The sequence below is a fragment of the Mesorhizobium sp. WSM4307 genome (assembly GCF_007003945.1).
In the GTDB taxonomy this organism is placed as follows: Bacteria; Pseudomonadota; Alphaproteobacteria; order Rhizobiales; family Rhizobiaceae; genus Mesorhizobium.
This window is the reverse complement of record NZ_VFTB01000003.1, coordinates 131083-145510: the sequence shown is the minus strand read 5'-3', so window position 1 is coordinate 145510 and position 14428 is coordinate 131083. Positions and strand designations below refer to the sequence as shown.

General features: G+C 63.1%; 16 protein-coding genes. 13 read left to right on the top strand and 3 right to left on the bottom strand.

Annotation, left to right across the window (positions count from 1 at the left end; all coding sequences use genetic code 11):
* Positions 1-110 precede the first annotated feature (110 nt).
* The 9 genes from uvrB (at position 111) to FJV83_RS07700 (ending at position 8455) form a co-directional block, all read left to right on the top strand.
* Complete coding sequence (gene uvrB / locus FJV83_RS07745; RefSeq protein WP_142886045.1) at positions 111-3269, top strand: excinuclease ABC subunit UvrB; 3159 nt, start codon at positions 111-113, stop codon at positions 3267-3269.
* Positions 3270-3332: 63 nt separating this feature from the next.
* Positions 3333-3563, top strand: coding sequence for a hypothetical protein (locus FJV83_RS07740; protein ID WP_179301088.1), 231 nt, complete (start codon positions 3333-3335; stop codon positions 3561-3563).
* A 159-nt stretch (positions 3564-3722) separates the two neighbouring features.
* Positions 3723-4628, top strand: a complete 906-nt coding sequence (locus FJV83_RS07730; protein ID WP_095792811.1) for a DMT family transporter — start codon at positions 3723-3725, stop codon at positions 4626-4628.
* Positions 4629-4877: 249 nt separating this feature from the next.
* Entirely contained in the window at positions 4878-6404 is a 1527-nt protein-coding gene (locus FJV83_RS07725) for an ABC-F family ATP-binding cassette domain-containing protein (RefSeq protein WP_142886047.1), read from the top strand.
* An 81-nt stretch (positions 6405-6485) separates the two neighbouring features.
* The gene (locus FJV83_RS07720; RefSeq protein ID WP_142886048.1) at positions 6486-6764 is read left to right on the top strand and encodes a type II toxin-antitoxin system RelE/ParE family toxin; all 279 of its coding nucleotides are present in this window, start codon (positions 6486-6488) and stop codon (positions 6762-6764) included.
* Positions 6765-6791: 27 nt separating this feature from the next.
* A complete protein-coding gene (locus tag FJV83_RS07715; protein WP_095792808.1) occupies positions 6792-7100 on the top strand; it encodes a HigA family addiction module antitoxin in 309 nt (102 codons plus the stop codon).
* 143 nt (positions 7101-7243) lie between these two features.
* A complete protein-coding gene (locus tag FJV83_RS07710) occupies positions 7244-7426 on the top strand; it encodes a hypothetical protein (protein WP_142886049.1) in 183 nt (60 codons plus the stop codon).
* Positions 7427-7586: 160 nt separating this feature from the next.
* Positions 7587-8009: a glyoxalase/bleomycin resistance/extradiol dioxygenase family protein gene (locus FJV83_RS07705; protein WP_142877558.1), complete on the top strand. Its 423-nt coding sequence runs from the start codon at positions 7587-7589 to the stop codon at positions 8007-8009.
* 92 nt (positions 8010-8101) lie between these two features.
* Positions 8102-8455, top strand: coding sequence for a DUF1428 domain-containing protein (locus tag FJV83_RS07700; protein ID WP_095792807.1), 354 nt, complete (start codon positions 8102-8104; stop codon positions 8453-8455).
* Positions 8456-8568: 113 nt separating this feature from the next.
* Here the strand turns inward: FJV83_RS07700 and FJV83_RS07695 are convergent, their stop codons facing one another.
* Complete coding sequence (locus FJV83_RS07695) at positions 8569-10203, bottom strand: tetratricopeptide repeat-containing sulfotransferase family protein (RefSeq protein ID WP_142886050.1); 1635 nt, start codon at positions 10201-10203, stop codon at positions 8569-8571.
* Between the two features lie 246 nt (positions 10204-10449).
* On the opposite strand from FJV83_RS07695, the gene FJV83_RS07690 reads away from it, so the two are divergent.
* Positions 10450-11103, top strand: coding sequence for an NAD(P)H-dependent oxidoreductase (locus FJV83_RS07690; RefSeq protein WP_142886051.1), 654 nt, complete (start codon positions 10450-10452; stop codon positions 11101-11103).
* Here FJV83_RS07690 and FJV83_RS07685 read toward each other — a convergent pair.
* Positions 11073-11537: a Kazal-type serine protease inhibitor gene (locus FJV83_RS07685; protein ID WP_179295990.1), complete on the bottom strand. Its 465-nt coding sequence runs from the start codon at positions 11535-11537 to the stop codon at positions 11073-11075. The genes FJV83_RS07690 and FJV83_RS07685 overlap by 31 nt on opposite strands.
* 462 nt (positions 11538-11999) lie before the next feature.
* Here FJV83_RS07685 and FJV83_RS07680 point away from each other — a divergent pair, with 462 nt between their 5' ends.
* The 3 genes from FJV83_RS07680 to FJV83_RS07670 all read left to right on the top strand — a co-directional run bounded on the left by FJV83_RS07680 (position 12000) and on the right by FJV83_RS07670 (position 13359).
* Entirely contained in the window at positions 12000-12212 is a 213-nt protein-coding gene (locus tag FJV83_RS07680; protein ID WP_006202520.1) for a cold-shock protein, read from the top strand.
* A gap of 318 nt (positions 12213-12530) precedes the next feature.
* The gene (locus FJV83_RS07675) at positions 12531-12743 is read left to right on the top strand and encodes a cold-shock protein (protein WP_008877668.1); all 213 of its coding nucleotides are present in this window, start codon (positions 12531-12533) and stop codon (positions 12741-12743) included.
* Between the two features lie 187 nt (positions 12744-12930).
* Positions 12931-13359 carry a BA14K family protein gene (locus tag FJV83_RS07670; protein WP_010911084.1) on the top strand — a complete coding sequence of 143 codons (429 nt, stop codon included), beginning with the start codon at positions 12931-12933 and terminating at the stop codon, positions 13357-13359.
* 166 nt (positions 13360-13525) lie between these two features.
* Here the strand turns inward: FJV83_RS07670 and FJV83_RS07665 are convergent, their stop codons facing one another.
* Positions 13526-14164 (bottom strand): MBL fold metallo-hydrolase, encoded by a 639-nt coding sequence (locus FJV83_RS07665; protein WP_095789204.1) that lies wholly within the window; start codon positions 14162-14164, stop codon positions 13526-13528.
* Positions 14165-14428 lie beyond the last annotated feature (264 nt).

Below are 14428 nucleotides of genomic sequence, written 5' to 3'. Positions count from 1 at the left end.
CCTCGGCAACTGCCTCCTCCTGACAGCCTGCTGTCAGGAGCTGCATCGGGGCATGCGCCTAGCCGCATCGCGCTCTTTCCATTTTCGCCAAGATCTCCCATATTCGGGGCATGGCCAAATCCCCCGATAAAAGAACGCCGCCGACGGCGAATGACGATCGCGCCGCGCCGAAGCGGCGCAGCCCGCTGACCGATTTCCTCGACGCCTCCGAGCCGCTGCATAAAGGTGGCTTTGCCGAGATGCCGCAGCCCGAACTGTCGGGCACGCCGCTGACCGGTTCGATCGCCGACTGGGCCGAACAGATCGAGCAGGAGGCGGAGCGCGAAGGGCGCCAGGCTGGCAAGGGCGACGGCGGCAAAGCGCCAAGACCATCCAAGAAGGTTCCCGAGCGTTCCTCCGCGCCCGGGCGCACGGCGCGCGGCACCTCGATGGGCGGCGCGGCCACCGCTCGCGAACGCGCCGCGGCCGGCCTCAATCCGGTCGCCGGCCTCGATATCTCGCTGGAAGAAGCCGAGACGATGACGTCGAGCGGCGTCACCGCGACGGTCGCCGCGCTCTCGGCGCTGATCGAATCCGGCAATCCGCTGCACAAGGATGGCGTGCTGTGGACGCCGCACCGCCCTGCCCGGCCGGAAAAGTCGGAAGGCGGCATCGCCATCAAGATGGTGTCGGACTTCGAGCCGGCCGGCGACCAGCCGACCGCCATCAAGGACCTTGTCGAAGGCGTCGACAACAACGACCGCACCCAGGTGCTGCTCGGCGTCACCGGCTCGGGAAAAACCTTCACCATGGCCAAGGTGATCGAGGAGACGCAGCGCCCTGCCCTGATCCTGGCGCCCAACAAGACGCTGGCCGCGCAGCTCTATTCCGAGTTCAAGAAATTCTTCCCCGACAATGCGGTGGAGTATTTCGTCTCCTATTACGACTACTACCAGCCGGAAGCCTACGTTCCGCGCACCGACACCTTCATCGAGAAGGAATCCTCGATCAACGAACAGATCGACCGCATGCGCCACTCGGCGACGCGCTCGCTGCTCGAGCGCGACGACGTCATCATCGTCGCCTCGGTGTCCTGCATCTACGGTATCGGTTCGGTCGAGACCTATACGGCGATGACCTTCCAGATGCAGATCGGCGACCGGCTCGACCAGCGCGCTTTGCTCGCCGACCTCGTCGCCCAGCAATACAAGCGCCAGGACATCAATTTCGTGCGCGGCTCGTTCCGCGTGCGCGGCGACACGATCGAGATCTTCCCGGCCCACCTTGAGGACCGCGCCTGGCGCATCTCGATGTTCGGCGACGAGATCGAGCAGATCACCGAGTTCGATCCGCTGACCGGCCAGAAGACCGGCGAGCTGAAAAGCGTCAAGATCTACGCCAACTCGCACTATGTGACGCCGCGCCCGACGCTCAACCAGGCGATCAAGTCGATCAAGGAAGAGCTCAAGCAGCGGCTGGTGGAACTGGAGCGCGCCGGCCGCCTGCTGGAGGCGCAGCGGCTGGAGCAGCGCACCCGCTTCGACCTCGAAATGCTGGAAGCCACCGGCTCCTGCGCCGGCATCGAGAACTATTCGCGTTATCTCACCGGCCGCCAGCCGGGCGACCCGCCGCCGACCTTGTTCGAGTATATCCCGGACAATGCACTGGTGTTCATCGACGAAAGCCACGTCACCGTGCCGCAGATCGGCGGCATGTATCGCGGCGACTTCCGGCGCAAGGCGACGCTGGCCGAGTATGGCTTCCGCCTGCCCTCCTGCATGGACAACCGGCCGCTGCGCTTCGAGGAATGGGACGCCATGCGCCCGCTGTCCGTCGCCGTTTCGGCGACCCCGGGCGGCTGGGAAATGGAACAGTCCGGCGGCGTCTTCGCCGAGCAGGTCATCCGCCCGACCGGCCTGATCGACCCGCCGGTCGAGGTGCGCCCGGCGAAAAGCCAGGTCGACGATGTCGTCGGCGAGATCCGCGAGACCACGGCCGCCGGCTACCGCACGCTGGTCACGGTGCTGACCAAGCGCATGGCCGAGGATTTGACCGAATATCTGCACGAACAGGGCGTGCGCGTGCGCTACATGCACTCCGACATCGACACGCTGGAGCGCATCGAGATCCTGCGCGACTTGCGCCTCGGCGCTTTCGACGTGCTGGTCGGCATCAACCTTTTGCGCGAAGGCCTGGATATTCCCGAATGCGGCTTCGTCGCCATTCTCGATGCCGACAAGGAAGGTTTTTTGCGCTCCGAAACCTCGCTCATCCAGACCATCGGCCGCGCCGCCCGCAACGTCGACGGCAAGGTCATCCTCTATGCCGACCAGGTCACCGGCTCGATGGAGCGGGCGATGGCCGAAACCAACCGCCGCCGCGAAAAGCAGATGGAGTGGAACGCCGCCAACGGCATCACGCCGGAATCGGTCAAGTCGCGCATCTCCGACATTCTGGACTCGGTCTACGAGAAGGACCATGTCCGCGCCGACATCTCGCAGTTCACCGACAGCGCCGGCGCCATGATGGGCAACAACCTCAAGGCGCATCTCGACGCGATGGAAAAACAGATGCGCGACGCCGCCGCCAATCTCGACTTCGAGAAGGCCGCCCGCATCCGCGATGAGATCAAGCGGCTGCGCGAGATGGAACTGTCGATTTCCGACGACCCGCTGGCCAAATACGCCGACATGGAAAGCCCGGTCTCGGGCCGCGAAAAGGGCAAGCACAACAAGGGCGTGGCCAAGCATCGCACGGCTGAGGAACAGGAACGTTTCCGCAAGCTCGACGAAGCACGCGCCGCCGAAGAGGCCGCCAGGGCTGCCCGGCCCAACCTGTTCCGCAAGCCTGATCTCGACGAGATGGGCGCCGACGGCGCCGTGCCGGTGAAGAAGCCGCTGTTCGCCAAACCCTCGATCGACGATATGGGGCCCGGCACCGACATGCCGACGCCCGCGGGTGCGGTGTCACGCTCGCTGTTCAAGAAACAGTCGGCGTCCGAAGCGCACGGTTCCGACTTCGGTATTCCGGGCGAGCCGGTCAAGCCGCTGTTCAAGAAGAACTCTCTGGACGAGATGACCGTGCGGCGCACGGAAAAGCCGGTCGAAGGAAAAGTGCCGGCGAAGCCCCAGCCGATCTCCCCCCTCGTGGGGGCCGGTAGGACAGGCGCGACAGATCGCGACGACAAACCAATCATCCGCCAGCGCGCCGGAATCGGCTCCTACGAGGACCCAGGCGACGCCCGCCGCGAAAAGCGCCGGCCTGGGAAAACGGGCAGGCCGGGGAAGTAGCGGCCTGTAAACATTACGTTTCGATCGGTTGCGATTTTCAAGCGCCATCACCTAGAATAAGTGATGGTGGTCGTTCGCAGACTTGATGAGAAAGAGTTCAAAGCCTGCTTCGCTGAGCCGATGACGAATGTCACCGCCACGGTGAATGCCGTCGTAGACATATGGCCCTATGTCGACGCACTGGACCTCAACGATATCGGTGTGCCCTACCTGAACGACGTACACTATGTTTACCGGGATGCCCAAAATCGGTTTGACCAGGTTTTGATTGGCACAGGCAGGGGTCTCAGGTGACCGCCGCTTAGTTCATATTCCTTGTTGAGGTCGAGCAGGAAATGGCCGAACACCTTTGCCGGCCGACTGGACCATGCGCCTTCCCTTGTCAGTCGCCGGCCGAAGCGATACGGCCGTGGGGCTCTCGTCTCCCGCCTAAACCTCACGCAGCCGCGCGAAATGAAACCCAAGGATATCGCAGCCTACGCCTTCCTGGCCGTCACCTGGGGCCTGTCGTTCCTCGTGCTGCTCAAGGTGGTACACGCATTCGGCTGGGTCGGCGCGGTGACCTTGCGCTCGCTGATCGCCGGCATCACGCTCTTCCTGCTGGCGGCGGCGACGCGGCGACGGCTCGATTTCAGCGCCGGCTGGCGGCACTTCGCCATGGTTGGCGCGACGACCGTCGCGGCGCAGCTGATCGGCCTGTCCTACGCCACGCCGCGTATCGGCACGGCGATGGCGGCCATTCTCGTTGCCGCGATCCCGCTGTTCTCGATGATCCTTGGCCAGTTATGGGGGCTCGAGCGCATCACCGTTCGCGGGCTGGCCGGCTTGCTGCTCGGCGCTGCGGGCATCGTGGTCTTGGTCGGCTTCCCTTCGGTGCCGATCACGCCGTCCTTCGCATTCGGCTGCGCCGCCTCGCTGTTCAGCTCCTTCTCCGCCGCCTTCGGCAGCAACTACGCCAATCGCCATCTGCGCTCGGCCGGCTCGTTCGAACTCACCGGCGCCGCCTTTCTGTTCGGCGGGCTGATGACACTGCCGCTGCTGCTGGCCGTCCCGGTGCCGGCCATGCCGCGCCCTGTCGATTTCCTCTATCTCGCCCTTCTCGCTTGCGTGATGAGCGCGCTGACCTATGTCGTCTACTTCCGGCTGGTGGCCAGCATCGGCGCGACCAGGGCGATCAGCGTCGAATTCGCCGTGACCACGATCGCCGTGCTGGTTGGCACTGTCATGCTCGGCGAGTCGCTGACCATCATCCAGGCCTTCGGCGCGGTAGCAATCATCGGTGGCTGCATATTGGTGCTGGATCCGTTCCCGCACCGGGCGAAAGCGGCGGCCTTGCCATCCGCACCGCCCTTGGTGTAATCGCTTCGCACACTCGAACGTCTTGAAAGGAGGGCTCACGTGTTCACGTTTCATCGTCACCATCGTCAGCGTGGCCCGATTTCTGCCCTGCAAGCCAGCTTGCAGGGCTGACCAGGGACGGTCCGGGTTTTTCCCGCTTCGATTTTTTTGGTCTGCCCTTCGTGGTGCCGCAACGCCGAGCCTGATGGCCAGCACGCGCACCGTCAAAGTGCATCCGGAGTTGTTTCCGGCAAGACCAGAGAAATCACAATGGCCCTGATCAGCCTCAAATCCCTCGGCGTCACCATGAGTGCGCCGCTGTTTTCCAATCTCGACCTCACTGTCCGCGGCGGCGACCGGCTCGGCATCGTTGCCGCCAACGGCCGCGGCAAGTCGACCTTGCTCAAATGCCTGACCGGCGAGATGGAGCCGACCTCTGGCGACATCACCCGCATGCGCGGCTTGCGCGTCGGCCATGTCGAGCAGTCGGTTCCCCCTGCCCTTCTCAGCCGCAGCTTCCATGAGGTGGTGGCCGACGCCTTGCCGGCGGAGCAGGCCGAAAGCGAGATGTGGCGCGTCGACGTGGTGCTGGATTCTCTCGACGTGCCTGAGCCGATGCGCGAGCGGGAAATGCAGGCGCTGAGCGGCGGCTGGCAGAGGCTGGCGCTGATCGCCCGCGTCTGGGTCACCGATCCCGATGTGCTGCTGCTCGACGAGCCGACCAATCATCTAGACCTTGCCCGCATCAGCCAGCTGGAAAGCTGGCTGAACGCGCTGCCGCGCGAAGTGCCCGTCGTCATCGCCAGCCATGACCGCGCCTTCCTCGACGCCACCACCAACCGGACGCTGTTCCTGCGCCCGGAACAGTCGCCGGTGTTTGCGCTGCCCTACTCCCGCGCCAGACAGGCGCTCGACGAGGTCGACGCCTCGACAGCGCGAAAATTCGAGCGCGACATGAAGGCCGCCCAGCAGCTGCGAAAGCAGGCCGCCAAGCTCAACAACATCGGCATCAATTCCGGCAGCGACCTTTTGACGGTGAAAACCAAGCAGCTCAGGGAACGGGCGGACAAACTCGAAGAGGAGGCGGTATCGGCGCACCGCGAAAAATCGGCCGGTGCGATCCGGCTTGCCAATCGCGGCACCCACGCCAAGGTGCTGATCACGCTCGACGACGCGGTGGTCGAAACGCCCGATGGCACGCTGCTGTTCAAGACCGGCAAGCGTCACATCTGTCAGGGCGACCGCATCGTGCTGCTCGGCCGCAATGGCGTCGGCAAATCGCGCTTCGTCAGCCTGATCCGCAGCGCCATCGCCGAGCCCGACACGGTGCAGAACGTGAAGGTGACGCCGTCGACGGTGCTCGGCTACAGCGACCAGGCGCTGTCCGGCATCAGCGGCGACGACACGCCGCTGGCGATGGTCTCGCGCCGCTACGACGTCGGCGAACAACGCGCCCGCTCGTTGCTTGCCGGCGCCGGCGTGGTCATCGAGATGCAGGAGAAAAGGATCGGCGCGCTGTCCGGCGGCCAGAAGGCACGGCTGATGATGCTTGCGCTCAGGCTCGCCAATCCCAATTTCTATCTGCTCGACGAGCCGACCAACCATCTCGACATCGATGGCCAGGAAGCGCTGGAGGAGGAATTGCTCAAGCACCAGGCAAGCTGCGTGCTCGCCTCGCACGACCGCTCCTTCATCCGCGCCATCGGCAACCGTTTCTGGCTGATCGAGAAGCGGAAGCTGACGGAGGTCGAGGACCCCGAGGACTTTTTCCTTGAGGTGGCGGAAGGCGGCGGTTGAGCGGCGAGACAGGTTCGTTTTGCCTGTAAATTATTTGCTTACACATCTTGATCTGTGTAAGCAACCTGTTTACATAGATCGATGATCAAGTCCTTCAGGAACAAGGCGCTGTCGGACCTCTTTCAAACCGGAAAAGCCGGTAAGATCGACGCCAAAATGCACAAGCGCATTCTGGTCCGGCTTGACCGCCTGGAAGCTTCGGAGAAACCGGAGGAGATGAACCTCCCCGGCTTCGACTTCCACCCGCTGAAAGGCTTCGATCCAATTCGCTACACGGTCCATGTCAACGGCCCGTGGTGCATCACATTTGAATTCGACGGTAAGGACGCCGCCCGCGTCGATTTCGAGCAATACCACTGAGGCGGCCAGATTGGAGAAGTTCGACTTATGACCGTGCACGAGCCGATGCGTCCGATCGAGCGTTGTCCCTCCCACCCGGGAGCGCTGCTTGAGGACATTATCCCGGCAACCGGAAAGACCAAGGTGGAAATTGCAAATCTGCTCGGGATCTCCCGGCAACAGCTTTATGACATCATCCGCGAAAAGAAGCCGGTTTCGCCGGCTGTGGCCGCTCGCCTTGGGAAGATGTTTGGCGACGGTGCCGCGATCTGGCTTCGGATGCAGGCGGCTTTCGATGCCTGGCACGCCGAGCGCGAGGTTGATGTTTCAGCGATCCCAACGCTTAAGGTCGCATAGCCGCCGCTCTGAGCGACGAAGGCTTCTTCGATCGAATTCGGAGTCGTAACAAAAAATTCGGCGCTCTGTCGGATCGCCTGAACCTGCCACGTCCTTGGGATGCCGACGCGATGATGCCGGCATCAACCCAGGGAGAGAACATCATGTCGGTCCTTTCATCCATCGGTCGCATCGCAACCCAATACGCGGCGGCACGTGCCCGCCATCGCAGCGAACGCACCCTGCTCTCGCTGCCAGCCGAATTGCGTAAGGACATCGGCTTTCCGGACCTCTTCGACGCGCGGAACAGCCGTCGTGCAACGACCTTCTCGACCAAGGTCATATGACCGCGATCAGCCTGTTCATGCGATTGCCGCTTCAATCCGCCGGTTGCCCGGCCCGTCCGGGTCCGGCTCGAAAGAAAATTCGCGCCGCCATGTAGGATTGCCGTCACCTCGCGCGTCCTGTGGTTCGTAAGGCCAAGCCGAACGCAAAGAGGAGCAAGACATGACTGACCAGACCCCCATTCAGCCCAGGGCAGAAGTGCTCGGCGGGTTAACCCCTTACCTGCAGGTGGACGGCGCCTTCAAGGCCGCTGATTTCTACAAGAAGGCCTTTGGCGCCAAGCAGGTCTTTGCCTATCCGGCGGATGAAAAAGGCCGCACCATGCACATCCATCTCCACATCAACGGCTCGACGCTGATGCTGGGCGACGCCTATCCCGAGCACGGCCATCCACATAAGGCCGCGCAGGGCTACACGCTGCAGCTCCATCTCGAAGATGGCGACATCGAGACCTGGTGGCAGCGCGCTGTCGATGCCGGCTGCGAAGTGGTCACGCCGCTGCAGGTGATGTTCTGGGGCGATCGCTGGGGCCAGCTGAATGATCCGTTCGGCGTCGCCTGGGCGATGAACGCGCCGGTGAAGTAGCGAGCAGGCGTCGCCCGTCAGGGCTGACGCGCTCACCGCGCCGGGTCGTATCCCCGCCGACCCGGCGCTCGGTTTTCAGCAAGGAGCTCACCATGTCCTATGTCGATGGTTTCGTGCTTGCCGTGCCAAAGGCCAAACTCGATGACTACAAGAAGCTGGCCAACCTCGCAGGCCCCATATGGATGGAACACGGCGCGCTGGCCTATGTCGAATGCATCGGCGACGACGTGCCCTATGGCGAACTCACCTCGTTTCCACGTGCCGTCCAGGCAAAGGACGACGAGATCGTCGTCTTCGCCTGGGCGGTCTATGAATCCAGGCAAAGCCGCGACACGGTGATGGCCAAGGTGATGGCCGACCCGCGCCTGACACCCGATTTGGGTCCCATGCCCTTCGATATGAAGCGCATGATCTTCGGCGGCTTCCAGCCCTTCATCGAGCTTTGAGCAGCTGAGCCCCACCGCTTCGTAATCCTATGGCGGAGCAAGGCGCGAAGCGACGCGGCGCAGACCCCTTGAGCTGCTCCGCCCGTGGATGACGAAGCTGAGGACCTCGCGCGCTAATCCAACTTGTCCAGCAGCGGCTTTAGCCGGTCCCCATAGCGCTTCCACAGGTCGACCGAGCCTTGATACATCGGCTGGCGCACCTGCGCGGCGGACGCCGTGCGCACCGGCCGGTCGGTCTCGTGGAACGACAGCACGGCATCGTCCCATGGCAGGCCGAGATAGTCGATGAGCGCCCGGCTCTGGCCTTCCTGATCGGCGACGAAATCCTCGTAGCGCACATCATGCACGACGCCGGGCAGCACCTTGTGCCAATGCGCCATGATGTCGGTGTAGAGATTGTGGAAGTCGGCGAGTTCGCCGAGATCGTAGCCATAGCGGTGGCTGTCGCCGCGGAAATGCACCTTGTAGATCGACAGGCAGGTTGCAGCCGCATCGCGGGCGCAATGGATGATCCTGGCTTTCGGCATCATCATGTGGATGAAGCCGACAAGCAGGAAGTTGCCCGGCATCTTGTCGGTGACGTGGCTGACATGCGGATAGCGGGCATGCAGCATGTCGAGATAGGCCTGGCCCGCCTCGGCGAAATCCGCATCGTCCGTATCCGATACGCCCCACGGAAAGCCACCCGGCATGGTCGCCGGGAACTGCTTGCCGACCGCGTTCTTCAGGATGCTGAGCTCGCCCGCGCCATAGACCTGCGGATGGCTGGCGATGATCTGCTCGACCAGCGTCGTGCCCGACCGCGGCATGCCGACGACGAAGATCGGCGCGTCATCGGTGATCGGGCTCGGTCTGTGCCTTTCGAAGAAGCCGGCATCGAACACCGTCTTCATCGCCGCGAATTCCTCGCGCGTCCTGACGGGATCATAGTTGATCCCCTTGCGGCGAATGGCATTGCCTTCGGCAAAATAGTCGAAGGCCTTCTCATAGTCCTTCAGGTCGTCATTGGCCTTGCCGAGGCCGAACGACAGCTGCATGCGCGCCAGGCTGTCCTGCGGCGCCTTGGCATGCTGCGCTTCCATGCCGGACAATTCGGCATCGCGCTCCTTCTGGCGCTTGACCTGCGACAACATCAGCCAGGCCTTGGCCATGCCCGGGTTGACCGCCAGCGCCTGCCGGAACAGATCGGCCGCCTCGTCGAGCCTGCCCTTTTCCATCAGCCCGACTCCGAGCCCATGCAGAAGGTCGGCATCCTTGGGACGGATGGTCAGCGACTCGCGAAACACGGCCAGCGCCTCGTCCAAGCGAGCGGCTTCCTGCAGGGTTTCGGCAAGCCCGATGCGGGCGCGCACATGGAAGGGATTGCGCGCTACCGTGCCGCGATAGATTTCTTCGGCCTCCTCGAACCGGCCAAGCTGCTTCAGCGACGAGCCGAGATTGTCGCGGGCGGCGAGCTGCTCCGGCCGCAGATCCACCGCGCCGCGGAAGAAGTCGGCTGCCGCGGCGACGCGGCCGAGATCGCGCATCACCGTGCCGAAATTGTTGAGGAAATCGGCATTCGTCGGCTGCAGGCTGACCGACCGCTCGATGAGATCCAGGCCCTCTTCGCTGCGTCCGGTCTGGTGCAGCAGCAGCCCCAGGAAATGCGCCGCCGCCGCGTGCTTGGGCTGGCGCGCCAAGACTTGCCGGTAGATGGTCTCTGCCTCTTGCCGGCGCCCGGCCTGGTGCAATTGCAGGGCCTGCTGCACATACTGGTCGAGACCCAGCGGCGGCTGTCCGCCTGCGCCAGACCTGGTTCCCGCACTCGCCGCTCGTCTTTGATCTCTGTTAATGGGAAACCTGCCGTGTTTGTCCGCCTGCTGCGATCTAGGCCATTGGCGCGGCAGGTTCAAGTCTTCGCGGGGTTGCGAGTTCTTTCGGGATGCGTTGAGCGATCAGAGCAACCGCAAGCGCCTCGCGACGTTGAGCCTGCAGTCATATGCAGGAGCCGCCGAATGTCCCTCACCGCCTTTGCCGTCAACTGTTCGCTGAAAGCATCCAGCGACAAGGAAAAATCCTCCACCGACAGGCTCATCGCCGACCTGCTCTCAGCGCTCAAGCCGCATGGCGTGAAGGGGGAGGTCGTGCGCGCCCTCGATCATGATATCAAACCCGGAGTGCTCTCCGACATGGGCAAAGGCGACGACTGGCCTGGTCTGCGTAAGAAGATTATCGCGGCCGATATATTCATACTCGGTCTGCCGATCTGGATGGGACAACCCTCCAGCGTCGCCAAGCGCGTCATGGAACGCATGGATGCCTTTCTCGAGGAAACCGACGGCAAGGGCCGCATGCCGGCCGCCGGCAAGGTGGCACTGGTGGCGATCGTCGGCAACGAAGATGGTGCCCACCATTGCCATGCCGAGTGCTTCCAGGCGCTCAACGATGTCGGCTTCACCATTCCGGCCAATGGCGGCGTCTATTGGGTGGGCGAGGCGATGGGCGACGTCAATTATGTCGATCTGCCAAAGACCCCCGAAAAGGTCGCCGGCATGATCGAGATGGCCGCGTCTAATGCCGCCCACCTGGCAGCCCTGCTGAGGCAAAGCCTATACTGGCGTGGACAGGTAGGACGTTCTCAGCACGGGCCATCGCCGACGACGCGGTAGTCCGCGGCGCGGGCTTCGCAGGCATTGGGGAAGCTGCGCATCTCGCCATGGCGGCGGGCGCAGACGGGCGCGTATTCACGGGTGCAGAACGTCTGCTCTTCGCCACCACCACCACCATCGCCACCGTCGCCGCCATCGCTGCGGCAGGGGCCGTCGCGCACGATACGGTATCCGGCGCGGTCGGCAAGGCAGGCATTGGCGAAGGTCTGGCGGTCGCCGCCGCGCCGGGCACAGACGGGCTCGTATTGCCTGGTGCAGAATTCCGGTTCGGGACGCGGCGGCCGCGGTCCTGGCCCATCATCGACGACCACGGTGCAGGCGGCCAGAAGCGCCGACAGGAACAGGACGGCAAACCCTTGCCGCGAAAAAACCGACGCCAGGAAGTTGATGCTGATTTCTCCCTCGATCCCATCCCCGATCACGATCCTCGCCATTCCCCTGTCAAATGCAACCCCGCTCGCGGATGCGACCGCGTTCGCGGGGACGGAAACGCCGGTTACAGCCATGGCCGGCGTCCGCCGGCAACACTGGCCCATGCGCGACCCTCTCTGTGGGTCAATGACCGGCCCGGCAACGGGGCCTATTTGCGGCCCGTCGACGCTCAGATCGGTCGATTCTTGCGTCGGGATGCGCTCAGTGCGGCGGCCCGCGGCGCTATCTTGCAACCTTCACGTTTCCGTGCGATAAATTCCGTGTTCGGGCATTTGCGACCCGGAGAGCGGAACGTTTTGGACGACCTTTCCCCGATACTGTGAATCTCTGACGGCCCCGTTTTTCGGCGGGGGGTTTGACCATGCGCCAATGCATGACTGCCGAAAGCAACCACCGGGAACTGCCCTCGACGCCAGGTGGCGGGCAGGACCAATAAAGACTGAACGGGTGAAGGAGTTTCCCCAATGGCCCAGACCGGCACCGTTAAATTCTTCAACGCGACCAAAGGCTTCGGTTTCATCACGCCCGACGGCGGCGCCAAGGACGTGTTCGTCCATATTTCCGCGATCGAGGCATCGGGCCTGCGCACGCTCGTCGACGGCCAGAAGGTCACCTTCGACGTCGAGCCGGACCGCATGGGCAAGGGCCCGAAGGCGGTCAACCTCCGCGCTGCCTGAACCATCGGCGCCGCGCGTCCCTGACGGCGGGCGAACGAGGGTTCGAAGCCTGCCCAGCCTGTGGGCACGCAGACAGATTTTTAAAAAGGCGCGGCGATTTTCGTCGTGCCTTTTTTCATGTCCGTGGCGCGGCATCAATGCATGTAGCCCGGAAGTGGATCCGGCTCCGGGTCAACGACATGCATCACAACAAAGGCTTAAGGCGCTTTAAGTGCCCGCAAAACTTTCTCTTGCCGATGACGCTAAAATAAAGGACAAATTTCCTCTCGGGCATTTGCCGGCCCGAGACTGGAGTTTATGGGATCAAAGGAGCTTCCCATGCCGCAGACCGGCACCGTCAAATTCTTCAACCATGCCAAAGGCTTCGGCTTCATCACGCCGGACGATGGCGCGAAGGATGTCTTCGTCCATATTTCGGCCGTGCAGGCGTCGGGTCTTCCCGGTCTCGAAGATGGGCAGAAAGTAACATTCGACACCGAGCCGGACAAGCGCGGCAAGGGACCCAAGGCCGTCAACCTGTCGGTCGGCTGAGCCGGCTTCAGACTGTCGGCTCCAGCAGGGCTGCCCAGCTCGATCAGAGCCTGGTTTTTGACGGCCCTCTTACCCGGCACGTCGAAATCCGTTCAGCCTCCGTTCAGCCACGGTCGCATATTAGTCTTGGGTAAAGCCGGACCGCATCCCCTGCAAAACTGCACGGCCCGGTACGAAGGAGACCAAGATGAACAGAATTTTCAAGACTGCCGTGCTGTCCGCCGCCATGGCGGCCACCATGCTGGTGGCCTTGCCCGCGGCCAACGCCGATGAATGGCGCCATCACCGCCACCACGGCAATGGCGACGCCATTGCCGCCGGTGTGCTTGGCCTCGCCGCCGGTGCGCTGATCGGTGGCGCGCTGGCCAATGACCAGCCACCGCCTGACGCTGACCGCTACTACGATGACGGTTACTACGATCGTGACGTGCGGATCCGCCCGGCACCGGTCCGTCGCTACTATGTCGAACCGCGGGTGGTCTATGCCGATCGCTATGCCGAGCCGTGGACGCGTGACTGGTACGAATACTGCTCGGACCGCTACCGCAGCTTCAACTCCCGCACCGGCACCTTCACCGGCAATGACGGCGAGCAGCATTTCTGCACTGCCAACTGAGTGCATGTCGCCCAAAAGTGCGCAGCGGTTTTGGGATAACGACTTGCACCAGACAAAAACCTAAAGCGCGAAAGCGCTTAGGGCTTCCCTGCCCCAGACAAAAGCGCTGACCGCAAGGCCAGCGCTTTTTGTTTGACCCTGCCACTTCGTGTCGAGGGTGCTGATCCTAAACAAGGAACGGATTGGTTCGCCGCTCCTCGCCAAAACGGCCGCCGGGGCCGTGGCCGCAGATGAAACCGATATCGTCACCGAGCGGCAAGAGCTTGTCCTTGATCGAGGCGATCAGCGTCGCGTGGTCACCGCCCGGCAGGTCGGTGCGGCCGACCGAGCCGCGGAACAGCACATCGCCGACATGGGCGAACTTGGCCGCGCGGTTGTAGTAGACGACATGGCCAGGCGCGTGGCCGGGGCAATGCAGCACCTCGAACACATGACCGCCGAACGACACGGTATCGCCTTCGGTGAGGAACCGGTCGGGCACGCAGTTGCGCGCGCCGGCGATGCCGTAAAGCCTGCCCTGTTTCTCCAGATTGTCGAGCAAAGGCCTGTCGGCTGCATGTGGGCCGATGATTTCGAGGCCGAGCGCATCCTTCAGCTCCATGGCGCCGCCGGCATGGTCGATATGGCCATGCGTGATCCAGATCGCCTCGGCCGTGATCGCATTGTCCTTCAACACCGCCAGCACTTTGTCGATGTCGCCACCCGGATCGACGACGACGCCGTGCTTGTCGACCATGTCGAACAGGATGGTGCAGTTCTGCTGAAACGGTGTGACCGGCACGATGCCGGCATTGAGCTGACCCATGATCGTCCTTTCGATGTTCACGCGGTGATGTAGAACACTTCCAGGCAAAGTGTGAGACGGTTTTCCCGGGAAAAGCGCGTAGCGCTTTCCCTTGGGAATTGCGTCAAAATAAAGAGACGGAGTGGTTCTGCGTTTCCTTGAAACGATGAACCACTCCGGCGGCGCGAATGAAGGGCGTCCACGCTCGAAACACGAACAGTCAGTCGTTGCAGAAACAGAAATGGGCGGCCGAAGCCGCCCATTTGAACAAACCTGAGACCGTCA